Below are 19,959 nucleotides of genomic sequence, written 5' to 3' on the forward strand. Positions count from 1 at the left end.
ATAATGAAAAAAGGTTTATTCTTAGTGCTTTTGACTATTTTTATGATGGTCACAATTCATCCGTTAAAAGCTCATGCAGCTGAAACAAATGGGTGGACGAAGCGAGCGGACTTACCGGAAGAGAGACTTCATTCTAGTTCCGCAGTAGTAGATGGGAAGATTTTTGTTTTTGGGGGAAGTAGTGAAAAATCATCGAGTAATAAAAATACTTACATGTATGATCCTCACAAAAATGAGTGGAGCTCAAAAGCAGATATGCCTAGAAAAAGAACAGATAGTACAGCAGTGGCTATAGGTAAGAAAATATACGTCATTGGAGGAGCATACCGAGAGAGCGAAAATACGATTGATATTTATGATGCAGAATCTGATACATGGTCGGAAAAACCAATTCTAATACCAAGTTCTGCTGTGACAAATGGAGATATTATTGCGACTGAAGAAAACGATAAGATTTATATTCTTGCAACGAGTAAAAGTCCTTATCAAGAACATAATTTTTATAGTTATGATACAAAAACGGATAAATGGCAACAATTAAAAATGTTTCCTCAGAGTTTTACTGGGATGTCTATGTCAGAAGTCATTAACAATAAAATTTATGCTACAGGCGGATATAGAGGTTCCCAAAATACCCAAATATATGAATATAACATTGAAACAAATAAGTGGGTACAAACAAAATCAAAGCTGAATTTTTATCAAGTAGGAGCAGCGTTTACAACATATCAGGGAAAATTATTTATGGTAGGCGGTCAGCATAGCGTTGACAGATCCAGCTCAATATTACCATATACACAGTATTATGATATCATTTCTAATTCCGTGAAAAAAAGTATAAGTGAATTGCCTGAAGCTAGAGTGGGATCAAGTGCTGTAACACTTGATGGTACGATATATATCATAGGTGGAAGGAATTTCAAAGAATATTATCAATCAAAATCGATTAAAAGTGATTACAAATCAGTGATCTCTATTTCATTAAAAGATTTGCAAATTGCTGAAGGTGAAACAAAGCCAGGTGATGGAACAAGCGAAGAACCCAAAGATCAGGACGGAACAAAGCCAGATGATGGCACAACCGAAGAACCAAAAGATCAGGACGGGACAAAGCCAGATGACGGCACAACCGAAGAACCAAAAGATCAGGACGGAACAAAGCCAGGTGACGGCACAACCGAAGAACCAAAAGATCAGGACGGAACAAAGCCAGGTGACGGCACAACTGAAGAACCAAAGGATCAAGACGGAACAAAACCTGGTGAAGAATCAACAAAAGGCATACTTTCAATTACGATGATAAACGGGCTGCAAAAGGATTATCTGCTTTCAATGAAAGAAATCAACGATTTTCTTAACTGGTACAAAGAAAGAAGCTTTGGTATTGGTATGAACTTCTATGAAATCAATGATGAACACAATAAAGGTCCTTTCACAAGTAAGAAGGATTATGTCGTATACCAAAATATCTTAATGTTTGATATCAAGCAATACTGAAATCCATAAATGATAAAGCTGCTGATAAGAGATCAGCAGCTTTTATTTTGATAAATTTGTTAAAATTAGGATTAACGTCATGAAAAAATGTGATATCTTTTAAAAAATCTGCTAAACATCCTATAACCACATCCGATAATAGAATTGTCAGGGTTGATAAGCCCTAGAATAAAGGACTTTTTTCAGACAAGGACGTCTGTCAGGTCCCACATACATGGAGGTAATAGGAAATGAGAATTAACCACAATATCGCAGCACTTAACACATTGAACCGTTTGTCTGCAAACAACGGTGCGAGCCAAAAGAACATGGAGAAACTTTCTTCTGGTCTTAAAATCAACCGTGCAGGAGATGACGCTGCAGGTCTAGCAATCTCTGAAAAAATGCGTGGACAAATCCGCGGATTAGAAATGGCATCTAAAAACGCACAAGACGGTATCTCTCTTATCCAAACAGCTGAAGGTGCATTAACTGAAACTCACTCAATCCTTCAACGTGTTCGTGAACTAGTTGTACAAGCTGGAAACACTGGTACACAAGATAAAGGTACTGACCTTCAATCTATCCAAGATGAGATTAAAGCTCTACAAGAAGAAGTAGACGGTATCTCAAACCGTACAGAGTTTAACGGTAAAAAATTGTTAGATGGTACGTTTAAAGATACTGGTGATCCTGCAACTACAAAAAGTTTGACTTTCCAAATTGGTGCTAACGCAACTCAACAAATTGATGTTAATATCGAAGATATGGGTGCGGATGCAATTGGTGCAAAAAATGCTGGAGTAATTGTTGCTGGTCAAAGTGTTAAAGACATTGATGTGACTAAATTTGCAGATGTAGCTGCTGCTGCTGCAGGCGGTTTTGATGAGCAATTAAATATTGTTGATTCTGCAATCAACCAAGTATCTGCTCAACGTGCTAAGCTTGGAGCAGTTCAAAACCGTCTAGAGCACACAATCAACAACCTTGGTGCTTCTGGTGAAAACTTAACAGCTGCTGAGTCTCGTATCCGTGACGTTGACATGGCGAAAGAAATGAGTGAGTTCACGAAGAACAACATTCTTTCTCAAGCTTCTCAAGCAATGCTTGCACAAGCGAACCAACAGCCACAAAACGTACTTCAATTACTACGTTAATAACGGGCCCCTTTATGGGGCTTTTTTGTATTTATTAATTAAAAAATATGGATGATATTTAATTTTTTAATAAAATTTAGGAGTGGGGTATTAAGCGTAATTGTGAATTTAGACAGATAAATTCATAAATTAATCTTGAATCAAGCTAAACATCCTTTAAAATAAACCGATATTTTAATTGTTAGGGTTGTTAAGCCCTAGAATAAAGGACTTTTTTCAGACAAGGACGTCTGTCAGGTCCCATATACATGGAGGTAATAGGAAATGAGAATTAACCACAATATCGCAGCACTTAACACATTAAACCGTTTATCTGCAAACAACGGTGCGAGCCAAAAGAACATGGAGAAACTTTCTTCTGGTCTTAAAATCAACCGTGCAGGAGATGACGCAGCAGGTCTTGCAATCTCTGAAAAAATGCGTGGGCAAATCCGCGGATTAGAAATGGCTTCTAAAAACGCACAAGACGGTATCTCTCTTATCCAAACAGCTGAAGGTGCTTTAACTGAAACTCATTCAATCCTTCAACGTGTACGTGAACTAGTCGTACAAGCTGGAAATACTGGTACACAGCAAGGTGAGGATTTAACTGCAATTAAAGACGAAATGGATGCTTTAATTGAAGAGATTGATGGTATTTCTGATCGTACAGAATTCAATGGTAAAAAACTTTTAAATGGTGATTTTAAAGCTTCTACCCCACCAGTAAATACTGACCCATCTTTAGTTTTCCAAATCGGAGCTAATGCAACTCAACAAATCAAAGTGAACATCCAAGATATGGGTGCAGATGCTTTAGGTGTCGATAATGGAACTGGTGGTATCGTTGCAAACCAATCCATTAAAGATTTAGATGTAACAGCCTTTGCAACTAATGCAGCAGATGCTACAGATGTTGGTTTTGACACACAACTAAAAATTGTTGATTCAGCTATCAACCAAGTTTCATCTCAGCGTGCTAAACTTGGTGCAGTTCAAAACCGTCTAGAGCACACAATCAACAACCTTGGTGCTTCTTCTGAAAACTTAACAGCTGCTGAGTCTCGTATCCGTGACGTTGACATGGCGAAAGAAATGAGTGAGTTCACGAAGAACAACATTCTTTCTCAAGCGTCTCAAGCAATGCTTGCACAAGCGAACCAACAGCCACAAAACGTACTTCAATTACTACGTTAATGACAGGCCCCTTTATGGGGCTTTTTTTTATGTTTTTTTCTTCGCGTTTTCTCCAGTCTTATGATTCTTAAACCCCTGTTATAAATCATGAAAAATGACCTTTAAATTTGGAATACTCTAGCGAAACGACCATAGTGAATGAGACTTTATCCTTATTTATTCCTTTTTTATTAAACATATTCCATAAATGTTCGATAAATGGATTGTAAGGCTTACAAAAAAATTCTAATTTAGAACTTTTGGATAAGGACGTCCAATTGGTTCAAACACATGGAGGTCATTTAACATGAGAATTAACCACAATATCGCAGCACTTAACACACTGAACCGTTTGTCTGCCAACAATGGTGCAGGGCAAAAGAACATGGAGAAGCTTTCTTCTGGACTTCGTATCAACCGTGCAGGAGATGACGCAGCAGGTCTTGCGATCTCTGAAAAAATGCGTGGACAAATCCGCGGATTAGAAATGGCGTCTAAAAACGCACAAGATGGCATTTCGCTTATTCAAACAGCTGAAGGTGCATTAACTGAAACACATGCGATTCTTCAACGTATGCGTGAATTAACAGTTCAAGCAGGTAACGTTGGGACTCAACAAACAGAAGATTTAACAGCTATTCAAGAAGAACTTACTGCTTTGGTTGATGAAATTGATGGTATTTCTCAGCGTACAGCATTTAACGGAAAGAATCTGTTGGATGGTAGCGTTGAAGAAGGATTCCAATTTCAAATTGGCGCAAACATTGAGCAAAATATCAACGTACAGATTGGCAAAATGGATGCAGAAACTTTAACTGTAAAAGATATTGTAGTTAATGAAGAAGGCTTTAACTTTGACACCGAAGTAGCAAAAATCGACGCAGCAATCGGCGCTGTATCTAAACAGCGTTCAGCTCTTGGTGCAGTCCAAAACCGTCTAGAGCACACAATCAACAACCTTGGTGCTTCTGCTGAAAACTTAACAGCAGCTGAGTCTCGTATTCGTGACGTTGACATGGCAAAAGAAATGAGTGAGTTCACAAAGAACAACATTCTTTCTCAAGCATCTCAAGCAATGTTAGCGCAAGCAAACCAGCAGCCGCAAAACGTACTTCAATTATTACGTTAATGAAAAAGCCCCTTTGAGAGGGGCTTTTTTTATTTCATTCAAATGACAGCAAGTGCTCTAGACGAAAGTCAGGAACCGCTTCATGGAAAAAAGCTCGGTTGCCTTCATCGTTCTTTTGATCCCATTGCTTCCACCATTCAGCGGTTTCTCCAGAGGTGTCAGCTTGAATCATGTTGTGCAGCTGTTCTAAGTTGATGATTTCTCTTGGTTCTAATAAAAAAGAATGCATCCGGTGATATGCCTCAAGACATTCAGGCTGTTTTGTCACAATGGCGAATTGTACGTAGCGATTTAAAAATTCCTGTACGAACGTCAAGTGGGGGATGGTTGTTTCTCCTTTTAACTCGACGCCGTCCCACGCCATATCAGCAATTGCACAAAGCCACCAGCCAAGTTCACTCGCTTGCTGCATTTGTTGTAATGTGTCCTTTTCAAAAGACAGCCGCTCATTTTTTTGTGCTTGTTTGAGCATACGGTGAAGTGTTTGTGCTTCGAGGGCTGCCTTTGTCATGCCCTGTCCATGAATGGGATCTAACGTACACAAGGCATCGCCCATCACCAATAATCCACTTGGCCAATCCTGCATGTGTTCATAGTGATGTCTCACGCAGGAAGGAACTCTAAATCCTTTTGGTTTTGTAAAGGGCGTTAAATGGGTGATGGCTTCTGCTATCGCGGGGTGGGTCAGTCCAGCGGTTTCTGAATCAAATTGATCTGCATCCGTTGTGGGATAATGTGAACCGCCGGCTGCAGAAAGAAGCACAGCTACTAAATCATGATCAACCCGTTCAAACAGTCCTGTTGGAATTTGCTTGTCTGGCTGGCCAACTACGACCATTGATTGCAGGGGTGGCGCACCTGATGGTATTTGATAATATCTTGTGCTGTATCCTAGAAACACATGTAACTCATCAGTCTGTGGCAAGGTTAATCCAGCGTCTTTCAACCATTTTGGCAAATTAGACATTCTTCCAGACGTATCGATCACTAAGTCTGCTTTCATTTCATGAATGCTGCCAGGTTTTACTTGCCGGTCCTTCACAATAAGCCCCATGACTTGATTAGTCCCCTCTTTAAACTGAAGGGAGATGGCTTCATGTTTTTCTAAAAACTGCACACGTTCCTCTGTTACCATTCTTTGCATCAATACCCACTCTAGCATTGCTCGTCTTGTGACGGCGGTTTCTTCTGTATCAGTGAGCGTTAACTCGCCATCTTTTGTGATAAATCGAGAGGTTTGATGCATGGTATTAAATCCGTCCATTGCCAGTAACTCTTTTGTATAACCAGGGAATAGACGTTCAACGATTTGCTTGCCAAGTGGCAGCATTCTATGTGGATGAAAGGCTTGAGGAGTGCCAAGACGATTCTCAGGAGAGTCCGGCAGTTCATCCTTTTCAATCATCAATACTTGATGATAAAACGTTGATAAAACTTTTGCAGCGAGCATCCCGGTGATACCTCCGCCAATGACGATTGCCCTCTCATATTTCATGGGTTGTGTCACAACATGCGCCTCCAATGAATATACAAAATGGTTACATGACCATTTCATCATATGTCGATTCATTAATTATAGCAAATTTACGTTTGAATATAGAAAGGAAAAGTACTTCTTTTTACTCGTAAATATGAAGAATTTCTTCTAATCATTATCATTATTTTAAAAAGTAACTATTAATTTAAGAGGAACGACCGATAAACTATATAAGGGGGTAGAGAAATTGGATATACTACAGAGTATTGTGACAGCAGCACCTTATATGATGCAGATTTTAAAAAACGAAGTGACGATGGGTGTCATTGATCGAGAGAAATTCTTGCTGTATTTGCCATCGAAAGATGTTGATTTTCAAATTCGAGCAGGAGAACTCATTAAGCCAGATGATTTAAATATGAAAAAAGCGCTCAGAGGTGAGACATCAAGTATGTTTGTGCCTGAATCGGTTTACGGAATACCGTTAAATGCAATGGGTCTGCCAATTTTTGATGAAAATCAACAAGTTATCGGCGCACTCGCTTTAGGTTTTCCACTTAAAAATCAATTAGAGCTTGAAGCATATATGGAGTCATTAAATGACATCATTCAAAGTATTCAAGAAAAGGTGCATGTGGTGGCGGCACATTCAGAAGAGCTTTCTGCGACAAGTGAGGAAATGACCTTACAAACGCAGCAAACACTTGAAAGCTCGAAAAAAACATCTGATATTACAAAAATGATTAAGGGCATTTCGAAACAAACAAGTTTGCTGGGATTGAATGCGTCAATCGAAGCAGCCAGGGCAGGAAAAGAGGGAGCTGGATTTAGTGTTGTAGCCAGTGAGGTTCAAAAGCTTTCAAGTGAAACTTCACGTGCAACAGAAAATATTGAAAGTTCACTGCAAGGGATTTCCTCTAATATACATACATTACTTGAGAGTATGGACCATATGAAAGGTTCATCATCAGAGCAGGCTTTACTTGTGACAGAGTTTAGTGAAATTGTGGAACGGCTGACGAGCGTAAGTAAAGAAATGAAAGAATTCATGCAGCATGTGATGTCAACGTAAAAAACGAATCCAAGAGGGATTCGTTTTTTTGATACGCTATTTTCTTTTGTTCCGGTCAAAGCGATAATCGTATGTTTCTCCCTTTACCACATTTAAAAATTCATGCCCAATTTGAACAAGCTGTCCATTTTTCCATTTGATGAGAGGGTCTTTATCAGGGTATTTCCAGTAAATCGTTTTCTTTCGGTGGGTGAGTTTGTTTTCAATTTCTGCTCTAACTGCGTTCTCCTTTAGTTTCCCTCCGCTATGTCGATAGGTGTTGATGATATATGTTCCGTCAGGTGATGTCATCGAGCGGATAAAGGTTCCGTGAGATACACCTTGAAGAGAAAAGCATTTCCAGTAAATGATGCCAGCGAAGCTAAGGATTAAGATGACAAAGGTGATAGTGTTTTTCTTTTTTAACATGAATTCCTCCAGATGTAGATCACAATATTTCTAATTTATGAGAGAGAATACAAAAAGATTCATATAGTCCAAAAGTTCTATTCATTTCAATTATCGGTCATTTTTTCTCAAAATTCAACAGATAGCCGAAAAGATAAGGAAAATTTAAGGATGTATTAAGTCGATAGGTCATGCGAAATCCCTTTACAAAAGAATTTAAGATCAGTAGACTTATGCTCATATAGAGAAATGGGGAAGATGGAATGACGCAAATCATTGATACATATCAAAGTTATGAAGAGCTTTCCGCTCATGAAAGAGAGGGAATCGACTATCAAATTCTTCACGAGCGGAAAGGAGACCAGCTTTTGGTTTTGTCCCCTCATGCTGGGGGAATTGAATCCGGCGTGAGTGAGCTCATTCATGAAATCGCAAGTGATGATTCTATGTATTTATTTGAAGGCCTTAAAGTGAAAGGCAATCATGTGCTTCACATTACAAGCACACGTTTCAATGAGCCGGTCTGCCTTTCTCTAGTGCATGCCCATCATTACACGTTTGCGCTCCATGGCTACGGGGAAACGGAGGTGCTTCAAACATTAGTGGGCGGGACAGACAGAGAAAAGGCGGCAGAAACAGTGAAACGTTTAACGCTTAATGGATTCCCTGCAGTGCTGCTATCTGAATCTGATCGCTATTCAGGAACACACCCTCACAATATTAATAATCAATGTCTGACCGGAAAAAGTGTACAACTTGAAATCAGTCAGGCGCAAAGAAGAGCATTCTTTCAAGACTTCAGACGGCGCTATCGCCGTGAAACGCAAAATGAGCAATTTTATCGGTACACAAATGTACTCAAGCAAGTATTAAATCTTTATGGATAAACCCTGTCGCCCTATGCAGAAGAGGCTTACGTTTGATAAACAGCTTCTTTTTCCGCGACCTTCTCGGCTTTCATTAAATAAGATGTAAACTCTTGTTGGAAGCGAATGCCTGCTTTCCGCTGTTCGAACAAGGCCAGCCGCTTTTCAGCGAAAGCCCAGGTGACATGAAATGTTTGCGCAATGTGCAAAATGGCTTGCTGCCGAAGGTTTGGAAGCTTCAATTGCATCAGCATAAAGGTCGGCACACAAAAGTGATACATGAATTGTTTAGCTTGAAACTCTTGCAGTTCTCGAAAGAGTTTGTGCATCTTGAAATGATTGCCTGCATGCTTCAGCACATGACAAAGCTCGTGGGCAAAATCCTGCCATTGTTCCTCTGACGATAGAGATCTGTTTAATATAATACTGTAAAGACCTTGATGTTTGATCATCATGCTGCCAGTATCCTCATAGTGGACCCATACATGAAATTCAGAAGCGATCCTTTGCATGTCTCTATAAGCAGGACCGCTTATTTGTAATTTGGCATATAACCGCTTAATCTCTTCTTCTAAATGGGTTAAAAAACCAGTCATTTAAAAACCTCCAAGCAAACGTATGTTCTGTTTTTGGCGTAAAAGAAAAGTCCATATAGGACTAAATAGCTAATGAAGCTATTACTTATTTTTAATATCGGCTTATTTTTAACAATTTTAACATAAAATCAAGGAAAAATGGAATTAATTCCTGTTTTTTTCTTCTTTTTTGCGTTTTCCATTACTAAAAAGAGTGGTTTGAATTCAAATTTTACCATAGTCTTATCACTAAAACAAACCCAAGTTGTCTTACGAACGCCACCAATTGATGAGAAAGATCAATTCAATTTAGCAAAAGGGAGTGCAGAACATGGTAGAAATTTATCAAGATTTTATTCCAGTTGGAAACGGGAACCGCCCAGGATACGCCATGACACCGATGTATGTGACGGTGCATAACACAGCAAACACGTCAAAGGGAGCGGATGCAAAAAGTCATGCGGCATATGTGAAACGCCCAACGACAGCAGAAAGCTGGCACTTTACAGTGGATGATCATGAAATCTTTCAGCATCTGCCGTTAAATGAAAATGGCTGGCATGCAGGGGACGGACATGGAAATGGGAATAGAAAGTCGATCGGCATCGAAATTTGTGAAAATGAAGATGGGAATTTCCAGCAAGCGGTTAAACATGCGCAATGTCTCATCCAAAAGCTGCTGAAAGAGCATAATATTCCACTAGCGAATGTGGTCACACATCAGCACTGGTCTGGAAAAACATGTCCGCGTCTGCTTCTCGCTACATGGGATGAATTTAAAAAAGGAATTGAAACGGCAGGAGACCCTGAGACGGTCATTACGTATGTCGTCAAAAGCGGGGATACGTTAACGAGTATTGCCAAAGCTCATGACGTCACAGTTCAAGATCTTCAAAAGTGGAATAACATTAGCGACCCGAACAAGATTCAAATTGGACAGGTTCTCAAAATTTATCGAAACGATGGAAAAATGATGTATGAGCTGCCAGATGGGATTTTAAAGGTGACTTCGCCTCTAACGAAGGGAGAGCACGTACGCCTCGTCCAAAAAGCGCTTGCTGCTGTTTATTTTTATCCTGATAAATCGGCTGCAGATAAAGGCATCGATGGTGTTTACGGAGAAAAAACGGCGAATGCCGTAGCGCGCTTTCAGCTGGTGAACGGTTTGACAAGTGATGGAATATACGGTCCTAAAACGAAGGAGAAGCTGCTTAAACTGTTAAATCAGTGAGTGTTTCTGTTTGTATGATTGGATGGCTGTTTCACTCTTTTCAATTAATCGCTTAGTATATGGGGACGGCTGATATTCGGCAAACTGAACATATCTCAGTTGTTTGATTTTCTTTTTCATTTTGGCACCTCAATCGTTGCAGCGTATAGTGTATTGTATGCAAGTCTATGTGAAAATGGAAGCAGGACGCGGATTTCGTTCCGCGTCCTTTAGTGTAATCAAGCCTTTTTATTTTTATACTCATCCAGAAGCTGTTCATTCTTTTTAAAAATTCTCTCAGTATGGGGGCTTACCTTATAATCGGCCATACTGATATGGCGTTTTTTCTTTAAAATCTTAAAAGGGTTTTTCTTAGGATTGTTGTTATCCCCTTGAAGTGCGTGGTCCATCTTCATCACCTTCCTCTTCGTCAGGCAAGATTAGGTCATAAATTGTTGTAAGTGATGTCATTAATAAATAGTCGAACTCCGTGACAATCTCATCGGAGGTGAGCTTAATGACAAAATGAGCATCTGCTACAGAAAATGGGATGAGCACCAAATGACCGAAATCATCGTAATATACTTCCTGCCTGTCAAGCTTCGCCTGAATAAGAGCCCGCTGGTCAAGTGTCCGAAGCAGGTCGTCTTTTTGTTCCTGCATATCGTATGGACAAAGCACCGCTTGAATATTCATCTTGTCGGCAAAAGAATAAATAAGCCGCTCAATTCCCTCTATATATGCCTCTACACTTCCATAATATACATGGATCGGTTCATTTTTCAATAGGTATTGGTACGTTTTTAGTTTATTGAGGTAAGAATGAAGCAGATCGTTATTTTGTTCAAGGAGTTGATGGGTGTCGGTTTCCAGCTCATGATTTCCGAGTTTTTTAATATAGGAGCTAAGAAAGATGAAAGCATCAGTTAATGCGAAAAATACGGCAATGATCAAGTAGTGCATCCAATCAGTGAAGATAGAAGAGGGGTCATTTGTCCAGTACACAACAGCACCCGCTACATAAATCCAATACCACGTTTTACGAATGGCAAACATCTTTTCTTTTACTTTTTGTTCAAAGCGCCAAACCGCGAATACATACACAGCAAGAGCACCTAGCAATAACCATACAGTCAATTGAAAAAATAATAGCATGTTCTTCTCTCCCATAGACAGATGAATACTTGTTTATTTCTATGGATATGATTGGAAACCCTGCTTCATGAAAAAATGTCCTGCAGAAGGACGGTTTTAAGTGTGCGGGCAAATAAAAAAAGACCTGTCAGACAGGTCTTTGATATTAGAGAATCGCATTTAACACAAAGTATATAAGAGCTCCTAGAGTTCCTGAAATCGGTAATGTAATCACCCAAGTGACAAGCATACGTTTTGCTGTACCCCAGTTAACCCCTTTGACTCTGTGTGCAGAACCTACACCTAGAATAGAAGATGAGATAACGTGAGTCGTACTAACAGGTAAGTGAATAAACGTCGCACCGAAGATAATAGCTGCACCCGTTAAGTCTGCAGATACTCCGTTTACTGGACGAATTTTCATAATTTTACCGCCGACTGTTTTGATAATCTTCCAGCCGCCGATAGAAGTACCGAGTCCCATTGCAAGCGCACAAGAGAATTGTACCCAGAAAGGAATGTCGTCTGTTGTATGCAAATTACCTGCAATTAAAGCCATCGTAATAATTCCCATCGCTTTTTGCGCATCGTTTGTCCCATGGGTATACGATTGCAGTGCAGCCGTTAAAATTTGAACACGTCGGAATTGTTTATTTGTTTTTGCGAGATTGTTGTTTCTAAATATAATTTTGATAATGGTATACACGATATATCCCAATACGAAAGCTAGGATAGGTGAAAGCAAAAGAGCTTGAATGATTTTAATGAATCCCGAATAGTTTAAGGCGCCAAAACCGGCAGAAGCAATAACCGCACCTGCAATTGATCCGATTAATGCATGTGAAGAACTACTCGGAATCCCGTAATACCAAGTAAGCAAGTTCCATGTGATGGCGGCAATTAAAGCAGCCAAGATCACAACAGAGCCGTTTTGAAGCGTAAATGGATCTGCGATATCTTTTGTAATGGATTTTGCCACACCTGTAAATGTCATTGCTCCTAAGAAGTTCATGAACGCTGCCATGATGATCGCATGTCTAGGCTTTAATGCCTTCGTTGAAACTGAAGTCGCAATGGCATTTGCTGTATCGTGGAACCCGTTAATGAAATCAAAAGCAAGTGCACAAATGACAATAAGTATGGTAAGGATGAGTAATGTGTCCATGTTTAACTAACCCCGTTACGCATTCTTCATAATGATTGTTTCTAGATTGTTGGCAACACTTTGACAGGAATCAGCGATTTCTTCAAGTGTTTCGTAAATTTCTTTGTATTGAATCACTTTAATTGGATCTGTTTCTTTTCCAAACAAGTTCTTTAATGATTTACGATGAAGATTGTCACAATTATGTTCAATCTCTTTGATCTTGATTGCGTGCGGATGAATATCTTTCAAGCGATTTTCAGCTAGTAGATCAATTGTGATTAAAATTTCTTTGGCACACTCTCTGATGTAGTGGCTGAATTTGTCGATATGTTCGTCAGAGCTTGTAATTGAGTAAATTTCTAATGTTGCGGAAAAATGCTCAATTCCATCTAAAACATCATCGAGGCTATTCGTCAATTGAAGAATGTCTTCACGTTCAATCGGTGTAATAAAGGCTTTGTTCAGCTCTTTAATCATGGTATGAACATGATTATCACCTTTTGTCTCATATTCCTTCAATGTGTCAGAAAATTCTTTCAGAGTGGTTTGATTTGTTACTTTATAGCTAACAAAATACTCAGCAGTTTCATCTAAATTTTTAGCAATTTCCGTTAACAAGACGGAAAACTTGTCTTTTTTCCTTTTTAACATGTAAAAACCCTCCATTGTATAAATGAGACAATGCACACATCAAATAATTATATATTCTTTTGTCGAAAAAAAACAGGTGTAGTCGAAAATTTCTTCACTTTTTCTATTTGATCTTATTCTGACCTAAAGATGTGATCTCAACACACCTTTTTCTAAAAGGGGAAAAGCCACGAAAAAAGCGGGCCATATTTGACGCCGCTTAAAGGCTAAGAAGCTGAATGAATCAGCTTAAACCGTTCACAAACAAGAAGCATATCCTCTTTGAATTCTAAACCGTATGATTGGAGTGCTTCTGTGAAAAATTCTTTATGTTCTCTGTACCAATAGTCATAAGATAAGTCGCCTTCACCCTCTGCTTGTGCAAATGATACGGGAACTTCATTCATTGGCATGACATCTACATGTGTAATTTCAATGATGGCTTTTGGCTCTTCTTGGCTATCCAAAATGACCGCATATTGTCCGGGTTGTGGAAGCGACTCCTGTTCCTTTTCATAAAAAAGGTGTCCAGAACAAGTGGCTGTTTTTTTTCCTTGCTTTACAAGATCAAGCAAATGATCAGGATCTGAGCCGAATGCCCACACTGAAACAAACGCGTCAGCAGGTGCTTTTTCTGATTTCTCTTTCCAATAGTCTTCCCAAAATAATCTGCATTTGTTGTTCAATGCTTTTCCCCCTCTTTGTTGTGTTTATTATACCTTGAAGCTGAATCGTTGGAAATGATGTGTCTTTATTCCTAATGAGTGAGTGCGTCATATGTTTTGAAAAACAATGTTTGATTTGGGAAATGTAGGATGATAGGATGAAAATTTTTGAAATTTTAGAATAATCTATTGTATTCTGGTCAAGAAGTCGGTAAGGTCAAAGTAAGAATATGGAAGGGGTGTTGTTCATGAAACGCATTTCTCTAACTGTTTTGTCCATATGTCTGTTTGTTTTCTCGTTTTTTCTGCCTGTCAGCCAAGTCAATGCGAACGAATCTCATGGGAGTAAAGTAGCTGTGGGTAAAGATGGCATGGTGGCTACTGCTCACCCGCTGGCATCAGAAGTAGGTGCTGATGTATTGAAGAAAGGTGGAAACGCAGTGGATGCTGCTGTTGCCATCCAGTACGCACTGAATGTGACAGAGCCAATGATGTCTGGAATTGGCGGCGGTGGTTTTATGATGGTTTATGATGGAAAGACAAAAGAAACATCCATCATCAATAGTAGAGAACGAGCACCACAGGGCGCAACACCTGACATGTTTTTAACGGATGAGGGAAAAGTCATCCCATTTGCTGAGCGGTCCACACACGGTAATGCGGTTGGTGTCCCAGGGACAGTAAAAGGTCTCGAGGCAGCATTAGATAAGTGGGGAACCCGTTCGATGAAGGAATTGATTGAGCCTTCCATTCAGCTTGCAGAGGATGGATTTGAAATCGATTCTGTTCTGGCAAAAGCCATTGAAGATCATCAAGAAAAGCTGAAAAAAACGGCTGCAGCGCCAATCTTTCTTCCAGATGATCAGCCGCTCAAAGAAGGCGATCTGCTTGTACAGCCAGGTCTTGCGAAAACATTTAAGCTCATTGCAAAAAAAGGAAGCAAAGCATTTTATGAAGGAAAAGTAGCAAAAGCACTTGCAAAGACAGTCCAAGATTTTGGCGGAACGATGACAACTGATGACCTTGGTCGTTATGAGGTCAAGACTGACAAGCCTATCTGGGGGGACTATAAAGGATACCAGCTTGCAAGTATGCCTCCACCAAGCTCAGGCGGTGTGTTTATGCTGCAAATACTCAAAATACTAGATCACTTCAATCTATCACAATATGACCCCAAATCATTCGAAAAATATCAGCTGCTAGCTGAAACAATGCATCTCTCCTATGCTGACCGTGCTGCATATGCAGGCGACCCCGAATTCGTAGATGTTCCACTAAAAGGACTACTAGACGATGATTACATTTCAAAAAGAGCTTCTCTCATTCAATTAGATCAAATGAACAAAAACCCGAAAGAAGGAGATCCATGGGCGTATGAGGATGAAAAAAATCCATCCCCAATTGTCCCGCAGCCAGAAGATAAAACCATTGGCGAGACCACTCATTTTACTGTTGCCGATCAGTGGGGAAATGTCGTGTCATTCACAACAACCATTGAACAGTTATTTGGTACAGGAATTCTTGTTCCGGAATATGGCTTTTTCTTAAATAACGAACTAACAGATTTTGACGCAAGACCAGGCGGAGCAAATGAAGTCCAGCCAAACAAACGTCCATTATCCAGTATGACCCCGACCATCATATTCAAAGATAACGAGCCGGTCATGACTGTGGGCTCACCTGGAGGAACGACCATTATTGCTTCTGTTTCACAAACGATCCTAAACTTGCTTGAATACGACATGGAGCTGCAAGATGCGGTGGAAGAGCCGCGGATTTATACAAACAGTCCAACTTCTTACCGTTACGAAGTAGGTGTTCCCCTTGATGTGAGAACGAAGCTAAATGACATGGGTCACCGTTTTGGCAGTTCACCTATTGATATAGGAAATGTGCAAGCCTTACTCATTGATCGGAAAGCAGGGACATTTACAGGAGTAGCTGACTCCTCAAGAAATGGAACCGCTGTTGGTGTCAATTTAAAGCTATCTGCCGATTAAGACCTTTTCCTGGGAAAAGAAGCGCCTCTTCAAGATGGCGTTTCTTTTTTTGTTTAAATGAAAAAACAGAGTTGACACCTGTGAATAGTTTGAATAATATATAGACTAACATCAATCATACATAGCTGATCGGACAACCGAAGGCTCTTGGCAATTTGAAGTACAGAACTGTGATGTATTTCAGGTGGCTAAGGGTCTTTTTTGCGTGTGAAACGGCAAGGTTGGTGTCACTATTATTTGATAACGGGGAGCGGAATAACATGAAAAAGTGGAAATGGGTCTCTATCGTGACCATCATATTAGTCTTGGCTGTGACGAGTACTGCATGCTCAAACGCAAACGAAGCTTCAAAGCAAAAGGGAAAGGTTGAGCTGTTAAATGTTTCGTATGATCCTACACGTGAATTGTATCAGGAATACAATCAAGCCTTTCAGACGTATTGGAAAGACAAAACTGGTGAGGATGTCACGATCAAGCAGTCTCACGGTGGATCAGGAAAGCAGGGAAGATCGATTATTGATGGACTCGAGGCAGATGTGGCAACACTGGCTTTAGGGTATGACATTGATGCGATTGCAGATCGCGGACTGCTTTCAAAAGATTGGCAAAAAGAATTTCCAAATCAGTCCACACCGTATACATCGACCATTGTGTTTCTTGTGAAGAAAGGGAATCCCAAAAACATTAAAGATTGGGACGATTTGATTCGGCCAGGTGTGTCCATCATTACGCCAAATCCGAAAACGTCCGGCGGTGCGAGATGGAATTACTTAGCTGCATGGGCCTACGCCGATAAAACATTTCATGGGAATGAAGAAAAAACAAAGGATTTTGTCAAAAAGCTATATGAACATGTCGAAGTCCTTGATTCAGGTGCACGCGGAGCCACAACGACCTTTGTTGAACGCGGACTTGGGGATGTGTTAATTGCATGGGAGAATGAAGCCTATTTAACGCAGCACGAACTAGGCAAAGACAAATTTGAGATTGTCACCCCATCAATTAGTATTCTAGCGGAGCCGCCTGTTGCGGTTGTTGATCAAAATGTGAAACGTAAAGGAACAGAGAAAGTGGCGAAGGCTTATTTAGATTATTTATATTCTAAAAAAGGGCAGGAAATTGCGGCGAAAAACTATTATCGCCCTAGAAATCAAGAAGTCTTAAACAAATATAAAGACCAGTTTAAAAAGATTGATATGGTGACGATTGATCAAGCGTTTGGCGGGTGGAGAAAAGCGCAGAAAAGATTTTTTGATGATGGCGGCTTATTTGATCAAATATACAGCGGACAAAAATAGGGGGCGATGTGATGAAGAAAACACATGCAGCCGCCAATAAAAGAAAACGTATATTGCCTGGATTTGGTCTGAGCCTTGGGGTGACGCTCGTTTATGTGAGTGCGATTGTCGTCATTCCTTTATCCATGGTATTTATTTGGACGGCTTCATTAGGAGCAGAGGGGATTTGGAAGGTATTTACCGATGCAAGAGTATTGAAGTCGCTTCAGCTGACCGTGACGACTTCCTTTGCAGCTGCTCTCATCAATGCAGGGTTTGGTGTACTGATTGCCTGGGTTCTCGCCAGGTACACATTTCCTGGAAAGAAAATCTTAGATGCTCTCATTGATTTGCCTTTTGCTCTCCCAACCGCTGTTGCGGGTATTGCCCTCACCACCCTTTATTCTCCTAATGGATGGATTGGTCAATTTCTGCATATAAAGGTGGCGTACACACCGATTGGGATTATTTTGGCACTGATTTTTATTGGCATTCCATTCGTTATCCGAACCGTTCAGCCTGTGATAGAGGGGCTGCAGCAGGAAGTGGAAGAGGCTGCGGCGATTCTTGGTGCGACAAGGAGACAGACCTTTTTTCACATACTGCTGCCGGCCTTGTTTCCTGCGGTGATGACTGGATTTTCACTTGCGTTTGCAAGAGCGCTAGGTGAATATGGCTCTGTTGTGTTTATTGCTGGAAATATTCCGTTTAAAACAGAAATTACACCGCTGATGATCATGTCCAAGCTTGAACAATATGATTATCATGGTGCAGCAGCAATTGCATGCTTGATGCTGCTTCTTTCATTTTTCATTCTGTTATTGATTCACGGCATTCAGTGGTATGTTGAGCGGAAAAAACAAGTATACGTGAGGTGAAACCATTGGAGAGAGAGTTTAGTCATCAGCACCATATTCGGTATAAAAGTCCTGTAACCGAATCTAAAGCAGTGAAAATCCTATTGATTACGGTCGTGTATGCTTTTTTGATTTTATTTTTACTTATACCGCTGATCGCCGTTTTTTCAAAGGCATTTGAGAAAGGGTGGAGTTCATATCTTCTGGCCATCTCACATCCAGATACACTAGCGGCGATCAAATTGACCGTTTTCATTGTCGTCGTCACCTTGCCGCTTCAAATGATCTTTGGGGTGAGTGCTGCATGGCTTATCACAAAATTTAACTTCCGCGGAAAACGTTTGTTAACGACTGTGATGGACCTCCCGTTTGCCGTTTCGCCTGTGATTGCTGGAATTGTATTTGTGCTTTTATTTGGTTCAAACGGGCTTTTAGGACCTTGGCTTATGGCGAATGGATGGAAAGTCATTTATTCTGTACCAGGCATGATCCTAGCAACCATATTCGTTACATTTCCATTTATCGCTAGAGAATTAATCCCGTTTATGCAGCATGAAGGCATTCAGGAGGAGGAAGCATCGCTCACACTGGGTGCAAACGGATGGAAGACTTTTTTCTTTGTGACACTGCCGAATATCAAATGGGCTCTTTTTTACGGTGTCATCTTGGCCGGGGCAAGAGCGATTGGTGAATTTGGTGCCGTGTCGGTTGTATCAGGTCATATTCGAGGGATGACCAATACGATGCCGCTTCATATCGAAATTTTATACAATGAGTACCAATTTCAAGCCGCTTTTGCTGTGGCGTCTCTCATGGCGTTTGTGGCAGTCATTACTTTAATCATTAAGCAAATCATTCAGCAGAGGGATCACCGGCTTGGCAAGCGGTCAACATAAATGGAGGGATGTGCCTTGGGGATTACAGCAAAACAAATATCAAAACAATTTGGCCAGACAAAGGTTTTGCAAAACGTGGATTTATCGATAAGAAATGGTGAATTGATCTCTTTATTAGGACCGTCTGGCTCTGGGAAGACGACGTTATTAAGAATCATTGCAGGTCTTGATTACGCCAATAACGGGCAGATTTTATTCGGAGATCAGGATTACACACACATTCCAGTACGAAAACGGCAGATTGGTTTTGTGTTTCAGCAATATGCGCTTTTTCGAAATATGACGGTTTTTGATAATGTGGCATATGGACTGAAAATGAAACCTAGAGGAGAAAGACTGCCTAAAAAAGACATCAAAGAGCGGGTACATGAGCTTTTAGAGGTTGTTCAGCTTACGCAGTTTGAGCAGCGGTATCCAGAACAGCTGTCAGGGGGGCAAAAGCAGCGTGTAGCACTGGCGCGCGCACTTGCCGTTCAGCCGAAGGCACTCCTGCTGGATGAACCTTTTGGTGCACTTGATACAAAGGTGAGGAAAGAATTAAGGCATTGGCTGAAAAAAGTTCATCGTGACTTTCAAATGACCACCATTTTTGTGACACATGATCAAGAAGAAGCATTTGATATTGCTGATCGTGTTGTGGTGATGAATGAAGGAAGAATCGAAAAAATTGGCACAAAGGAAGAAATGGCAGTGCAGACAGACAATCTATTTGTATCTGAATTTTTAGATATAGGAAGCCACATTTAACAAGCAGTATAGAAGATTAGAAGGAAGAGACGCGGTGATGACTGCGTCTTTTTTTATTTAAATTTCCCTAGGGACATTGACTTATAATTTTGAATATTATAA

21 protein-coding genes are annotated in these 19,959 nt (G+C 40.3%); 12 read left to right on the plus strand and 9 right to left on the minus strand.

Annotated elements, in window-relative coordinates:
- Window positions 1-3 precede the first annotated feature (3 nt).
- The 4 genes from NSS65_RS06340 to hag (NSS65_RS06355) all read left to right on the plus strand — a co-directional run bounded on the left by NSS65_RS06340 (window position 4) and on the right by hag (NSS65_RS06355) (window position 4,917).
- On the plus strand, window positions 4-1,497 hold the full coding sequence (locus NSS65_RS06340; RefSeq protein ID WP_326135076.1) for a kelch repeat-containing protein: 1,494 nt from the start codon (window positions 4-6) through the stop codon (window positions 1,495-1,497).
- Between the two features lie 230 nt (window positions 1,498-1,727).
- Window positions 1,728-2,633 (plus strand): flagellin Hag, encoded by a 906-nt coding sequence (gene hag / locus NSS65_RS06345; RefSeq protein ID WP_046310661.1) that lies wholly within the window; start codon window positions 1,728-1,730, stop codon window positions 2,631-2,633.
- Between the two features lie 264 nt (window positions 2,634-2,897).
- Complete coding sequence (hag, locus tag NSS65_RS06350) at window positions 2,898-3,809, plus strand: flagellin Hag (protein WP_041116353.1); 912 nt, start codon at window positions 2,898-2,900, stop codon at window positions 3,807-3,809.
- A 286-nt stretch (window positions 3,810-4,095) separates the two neighbouring features.
- The gene (hag, locus tag NSS65_RS06355; RefSeq protein WP_025093449.1) at window positions 4,096-4,917 is read left to right on the plus strand and encodes a flagellin Hag; all 822 of its coding nucleotides are present in this window, start codon (window positions 4,096-4,098) and stop codon (window positions 4,915-4,917) included.
- Between the two features lie 34 nt (window positions 4,918-4,951).
- Here hag (NSS65_RS06355) and NSS65_RS06360 read toward each other — a convergent pair whose 3' ends face one another.
- Window positions 4,952-6,424 (minus strand): FAD-dependent monooxygenase, encoded by a 1,473-nt coding sequence (locus NSS65_RS06360; RefSeq protein ID WP_326135077.1) that lies wholly within the window; start codon window positions 6,422-6,424, stop codon window positions 4,952-4,954.
- 217 nt (window positions 6,425-6,641) lie between these two features.
- On the opposite strand from NSS65_RS06360, the gene NSS65_RS06365 reads away from it, so the two are divergent.
- Complete coding sequence (locus NSS65_RS06365; protein ID WP_034281469.1) at window positions 6,642-7,466, plus strand: methyl-accepting chemotaxis protein; 825 nt, start codon at window positions 6,642-6,644, stop codon at window positions 7,464-7,466.
- A 36-nt stretch (window positions 7,467-7,502) separates the two neighbouring features.
- Here the strand turns inward: NSS65_RS06365 and NSS65_RS06370 are convergent, their stop codons facing one another.
- Window positions 7,503-7,874: a DUF5412 domain-containing protein gene (locus NSS65_RS06370; protein WP_326135078.1), complete on the minus strand. Its 372-nt coding sequence runs from the start codon at window positions 7,872-7,874 to the stop codon at window positions 7,503-7,505.
- A gap of 242 nt (window positions 7,875-8,116) precedes the next feature.
- Here NSS65_RS06370 and NSS65_RS06375 point away from each other — a divergent pair, with 242 nt between their 5' ends.
- Window positions 8,117-8,740 (plus strand): poly-gamma-glutamate hydrolase family protein, encoded by a 624-nt coding sequence (locus NSS65_RS06375; RefSeq protein WP_024424964.1) that lies wholly within the window; start codon window positions 8,117-8,119, stop codon window positions 8,738-8,740.
- Between the two features lie 26 nt (window positions 8,741-8,766).
- Here the strand turns inward: NSS65_RS06375 and NSS65_RS06380 are convergent, their stop codons facing one another.
- Entirely contained in the window at window positions 8,767-9,315 is a 549-nt protein-coding gene (locus NSS65_RS06380) for an ImmA/IrrE family metallo-endopeptidase (protein ID WP_070325736.1), read from the minus strand.
- Between the two features lie 310 nt (window positions 9,316-9,625).
- Between NSS65_RS06380 and NSS65_RS06385 the strand changes: the two genes are divergently transcribed.
- Window positions 9,626-10,525 (plus strand): N-acetylmuramoyl-L-alanine amidase, encoded by a 900-nt coding sequence (locus NSS65_RS06385; protein ID WP_326135079.1) that lies wholly within the window; start codon window positions 9,626-9,628, stop codon window positions 10,523-10,525.
- On the opposite strand, the gene NSS65_RS06390 is transcribed toward NSS65_RS06385, so the two are convergent.
- From NSS65_RS06390 to NSS65_RS06415, 6 genes are all read right to left on the minus strand, one after another.
- Window positions 10,514-10,645, minus strand: a complete 132-nt coding sequence (locus NSS65_RS06390) for a type II toxin-antitoxin system SpoIISB family antitoxin (protein ID WP_120207232.1) — start codon at window positions 10,643-10,645, stop codon at window positions 10,514-10,516. The two genes, NSS65_RS06385 and NSS65_RS06390, sit on opposite strands and share 12 nt — an antisense overlap.
- A gap of 98 nt (window positions 10,646-10,743) precedes the next feature.
- On the minus strand, window positions 10,744-10,920 hold the full coding sequence (locus NSS65_RS06395; RefSeq protein ID WP_080652934.1) for a type II toxin-antitoxin system SpoIISB family antitoxin: 177 nt from the start codon (window positions 10,918-10,920) through the stop codon (window positions 10,744-10,746).
- On the minus strand, window positions 10,889-11,659 hold the full coding sequence (locus NSS65_RS06400; RefSeq protein ID WP_024424960.1) for a type II toxin-antitoxin system SpoIISA family toxin: 771 nt from the start codon (window positions 11,657-11,659) through the stop codon (window positions 10,889-10,891). The genes NSS65_RS06395 and NSS65_RS06400 overlap by 32 nt, the downstream gene beginning before the upstream one ends.
- 145 nt (window positions 11,660-11,804) lie before the next feature.
- Complete coding sequence (locus tag NSS65_RS06405; protein ID WP_017359158.1) at window positions 11,805-12,803, minus strand: inorganic phosphate transporter; 999 nt, start codon at window positions 12,801-12,803, stop codon at window positions 11,805-11,807.
- A gap of 15 nt (window positions 12,804-12,818) precedes the next feature.
- Window positions 12,819-13,436 carry a DUF47 domain-containing protein gene (locus NSS65_RS06410; protein ID WP_024426775.1) on the minus strand — a complete coding sequence of 206 codons (618 nt, stop codon included), beginning with the start codon at window positions 13,434-13,436 and terminating at the stop codon, window positions 12,819-12,821.
- 206 nt (window positions 13,437-13,642) lie between these two features.
- The gene (locus NSS65_RS06415) at window positions 13,643-14,101 is read right to left on the minus strand and encodes an ASCH domain-containing protein (RefSeq protein ID WP_070325737.1); all 459 of its coding nucleotides are present in this window, start codon (window positions 14,099-14,101) and stop codon (window positions 13,643-13,645) included.
- A gap of 227 nt (window positions 14,102-14,328) precedes the next feature.
- On the opposite strand from NSS65_RS06415, the gene ggt reads away from it, so the two are divergent.
- The 5 genes from ggt (at window position 14,329) to cysA (ending at window position 19,857) form a co-directional block, all read left to right on the plus strand.
- Window positions 14,329-16,080 (plus strand): gamma-glutamyltransferase, encoded by a 1,752-nt coding sequence (gene ggt, locus NSS65_RS06420; RefSeq protein ID WP_034281472.1) that lies wholly within the window; start codon window positions 14,329-14,331, stop codon window positions 16,078-16,080.
- Between the two features lie 260 nt (window positions 16,081-16,340).
- On the plus strand, window positions 16,341-17,378 hold the full coding sequence (locus NSS65_RS06425; RefSeq protein ID WP_070325738.1) for a sulfate ABC transporter substrate-binding protein: 1,038 nt from the start codon (window positions 16,341-16,343) through the stop codon (window positions 17,376-17,378).
- Between the two features lie 11 nt (window positions 17,379-17,389).
- Window positions 17,390-18,235, plus strand: coding sequence for a sulfate ABC transporter permease subunit CysT (gene cysT, locus NSS65_RS06430; protein ID WP_034281474.1), 846 nt, complete (start codon window positions 17,390-17,392; stop codon window positions 18,233-18,235).
- A 5-nt stretch (window positions 18,236-18,240) separates the two neighbouring features.
- Window positions 18,241-19,110: a sulfate ABC transporter permease subunit CysW gene (gene cysW / locus NSS65_RS06435; RefSeq protein ID WP_144496590.1), complete on the plus strand. Its 870-nt coding sequence runs from the start codon at window positions 18,241-18,243 to the stop codon at window positions 19,108-19,110.
- Window positions 19,111-19,125: 15 nt separating this feature from the next.
- On the plus strand, window positions 19,126-19,857 hold the full coding sequence (gene cysA / locus NSS65_RS06440; protein ID WP_186365581.1) for a sulfate ABC transporter ATP-binding protein: 732 nt from the start codon (window positions 19,126-19,128) through the stop codon (window positions 19,855-19,857).
- The last annotated feature ends 102 nt before the right edge of the window (window positions 19,858-19,959 follow it).

Origin of the sequence: Bacillus sp. FSL K6-1006 (assembly GCF_038593175.1) — a bacterium.
GTDB classification, from domain to species: Bacteria; Bacillota; Bacilli; order Bacillales; family Bacillaceae; genus Bacillus; species Bacillus safensis.

Excerpts from the sequence above, each read along its gene's own strand:
- NSS65_RS06340 (WP_326135076.1), top strand. The coding sequence starts at position 4 with ATGAAAAAAGGTTTATTCTTAGTGCTTTTGACTATTTTTATGATGGTC.
- hag (WP_046310661.1), top strand. The coding sequence starts at position 1,728 with ATGAGAATTAACCACAATATCGCAGCACTTAACACATTGAACCGTTTG.
- hag (WP_041116353.1), top strand. The coding sequence starts at position 2,898 with ATGAGAATTAACCACAATATCGCAGCACTTAACACATTAAACCGTTTA.
- hag (WP_025093449.1), top strand. The coding sequence starts at position 4,096 with ATGAGAATTAACCACAATATCGCAGCACTTAACACACTGAACCGTTTG.
- NSS65_RS06370 (WP_326135078.1), bottom strand. The coding sequence starts at position 7,874 with ATGTTAAAAAAGAAAAACACTATCACCTTTGTCATCTTAATCCTTAGC.
- NSS65_RS06375 (WP_024424964.1), top strand. The coding sequence starts at position 8,117 with ATGACGCAAATCATTGATACATATCAAAGTTATGAAGAGCTTTCCGCT.
- NSS65_RS06380 (WP_070325736.1), bottom strand. The coding sequence starts at position 9,315 with ATGACTGGTTTTTTAACCCATTTAGAAGAAGAGATTAAGCGGTTATAT.
- NSS65_RS06385 (WP_326135079.1), top strand. The coding sequence starts at position 9,626 with ATGGTAGAAATTTATCAAGATTTTATTCCAGTTGGAAACGGGAACCGC.
- NSS65_RS06390 (WP_120207232.1), bottom strand. The coding sequence starts at position 10,645 with ATGAAAAAGAAAATCAAACAACTGAGATATGTTCAGTTTGCCGAATAT.
- NSS65_RS06395 (WP_080652934.1), bottom strand. The coding sequence starts at position 10,920 with ATGAAGATGGACCACGCACTTCAAGGGGATAACAACAATCCTAAGAAA.
- NSS65_RS06400 (WP_024424960.1), bottom strand. The coding sequence starts at position 11,659 with ATGCTATTATTTTTTCAATTGACTGTATGGTTATTGCTAGGTGCTCTT.
- NSS65_RS06405 (WP_017359158.1), bottom strand. The coding sequence starts at position 12,803 with ATGGACACATTACTCATCCTTACCATACTTATTGTCATTTGTGCACTT.
- NSS65_RS06410 (WP_024426775.1), bottom strand. The coding sequence starts at position 13,436 with ATGTTAAAAAGGAAAAAAGACAAGTTTTCCGTCTTGTTAACGGAAATT.
- ggt (WP_034281472.1), top strand. The coding sequence starts at position 14,329 with ATGAAACGCATTTCTCTAACTGTTTTGTCCATATGTCTGTTTGTTTTC.
- NSS65_RS06425 (WP_070325738.1), top strand. The coding sequence starts at position 16,341 with ATGAAAAAGTGGAAATGGGTCTCTATCGTGACCATCATATTAGTCTTG.
- cysT (WP_034281474.1), top strand. The coding sequence starts at position 17,390 with ATGAAGAAAACACATGCAGCCGCCAATAAAAGAAAACGTATATTGCCT.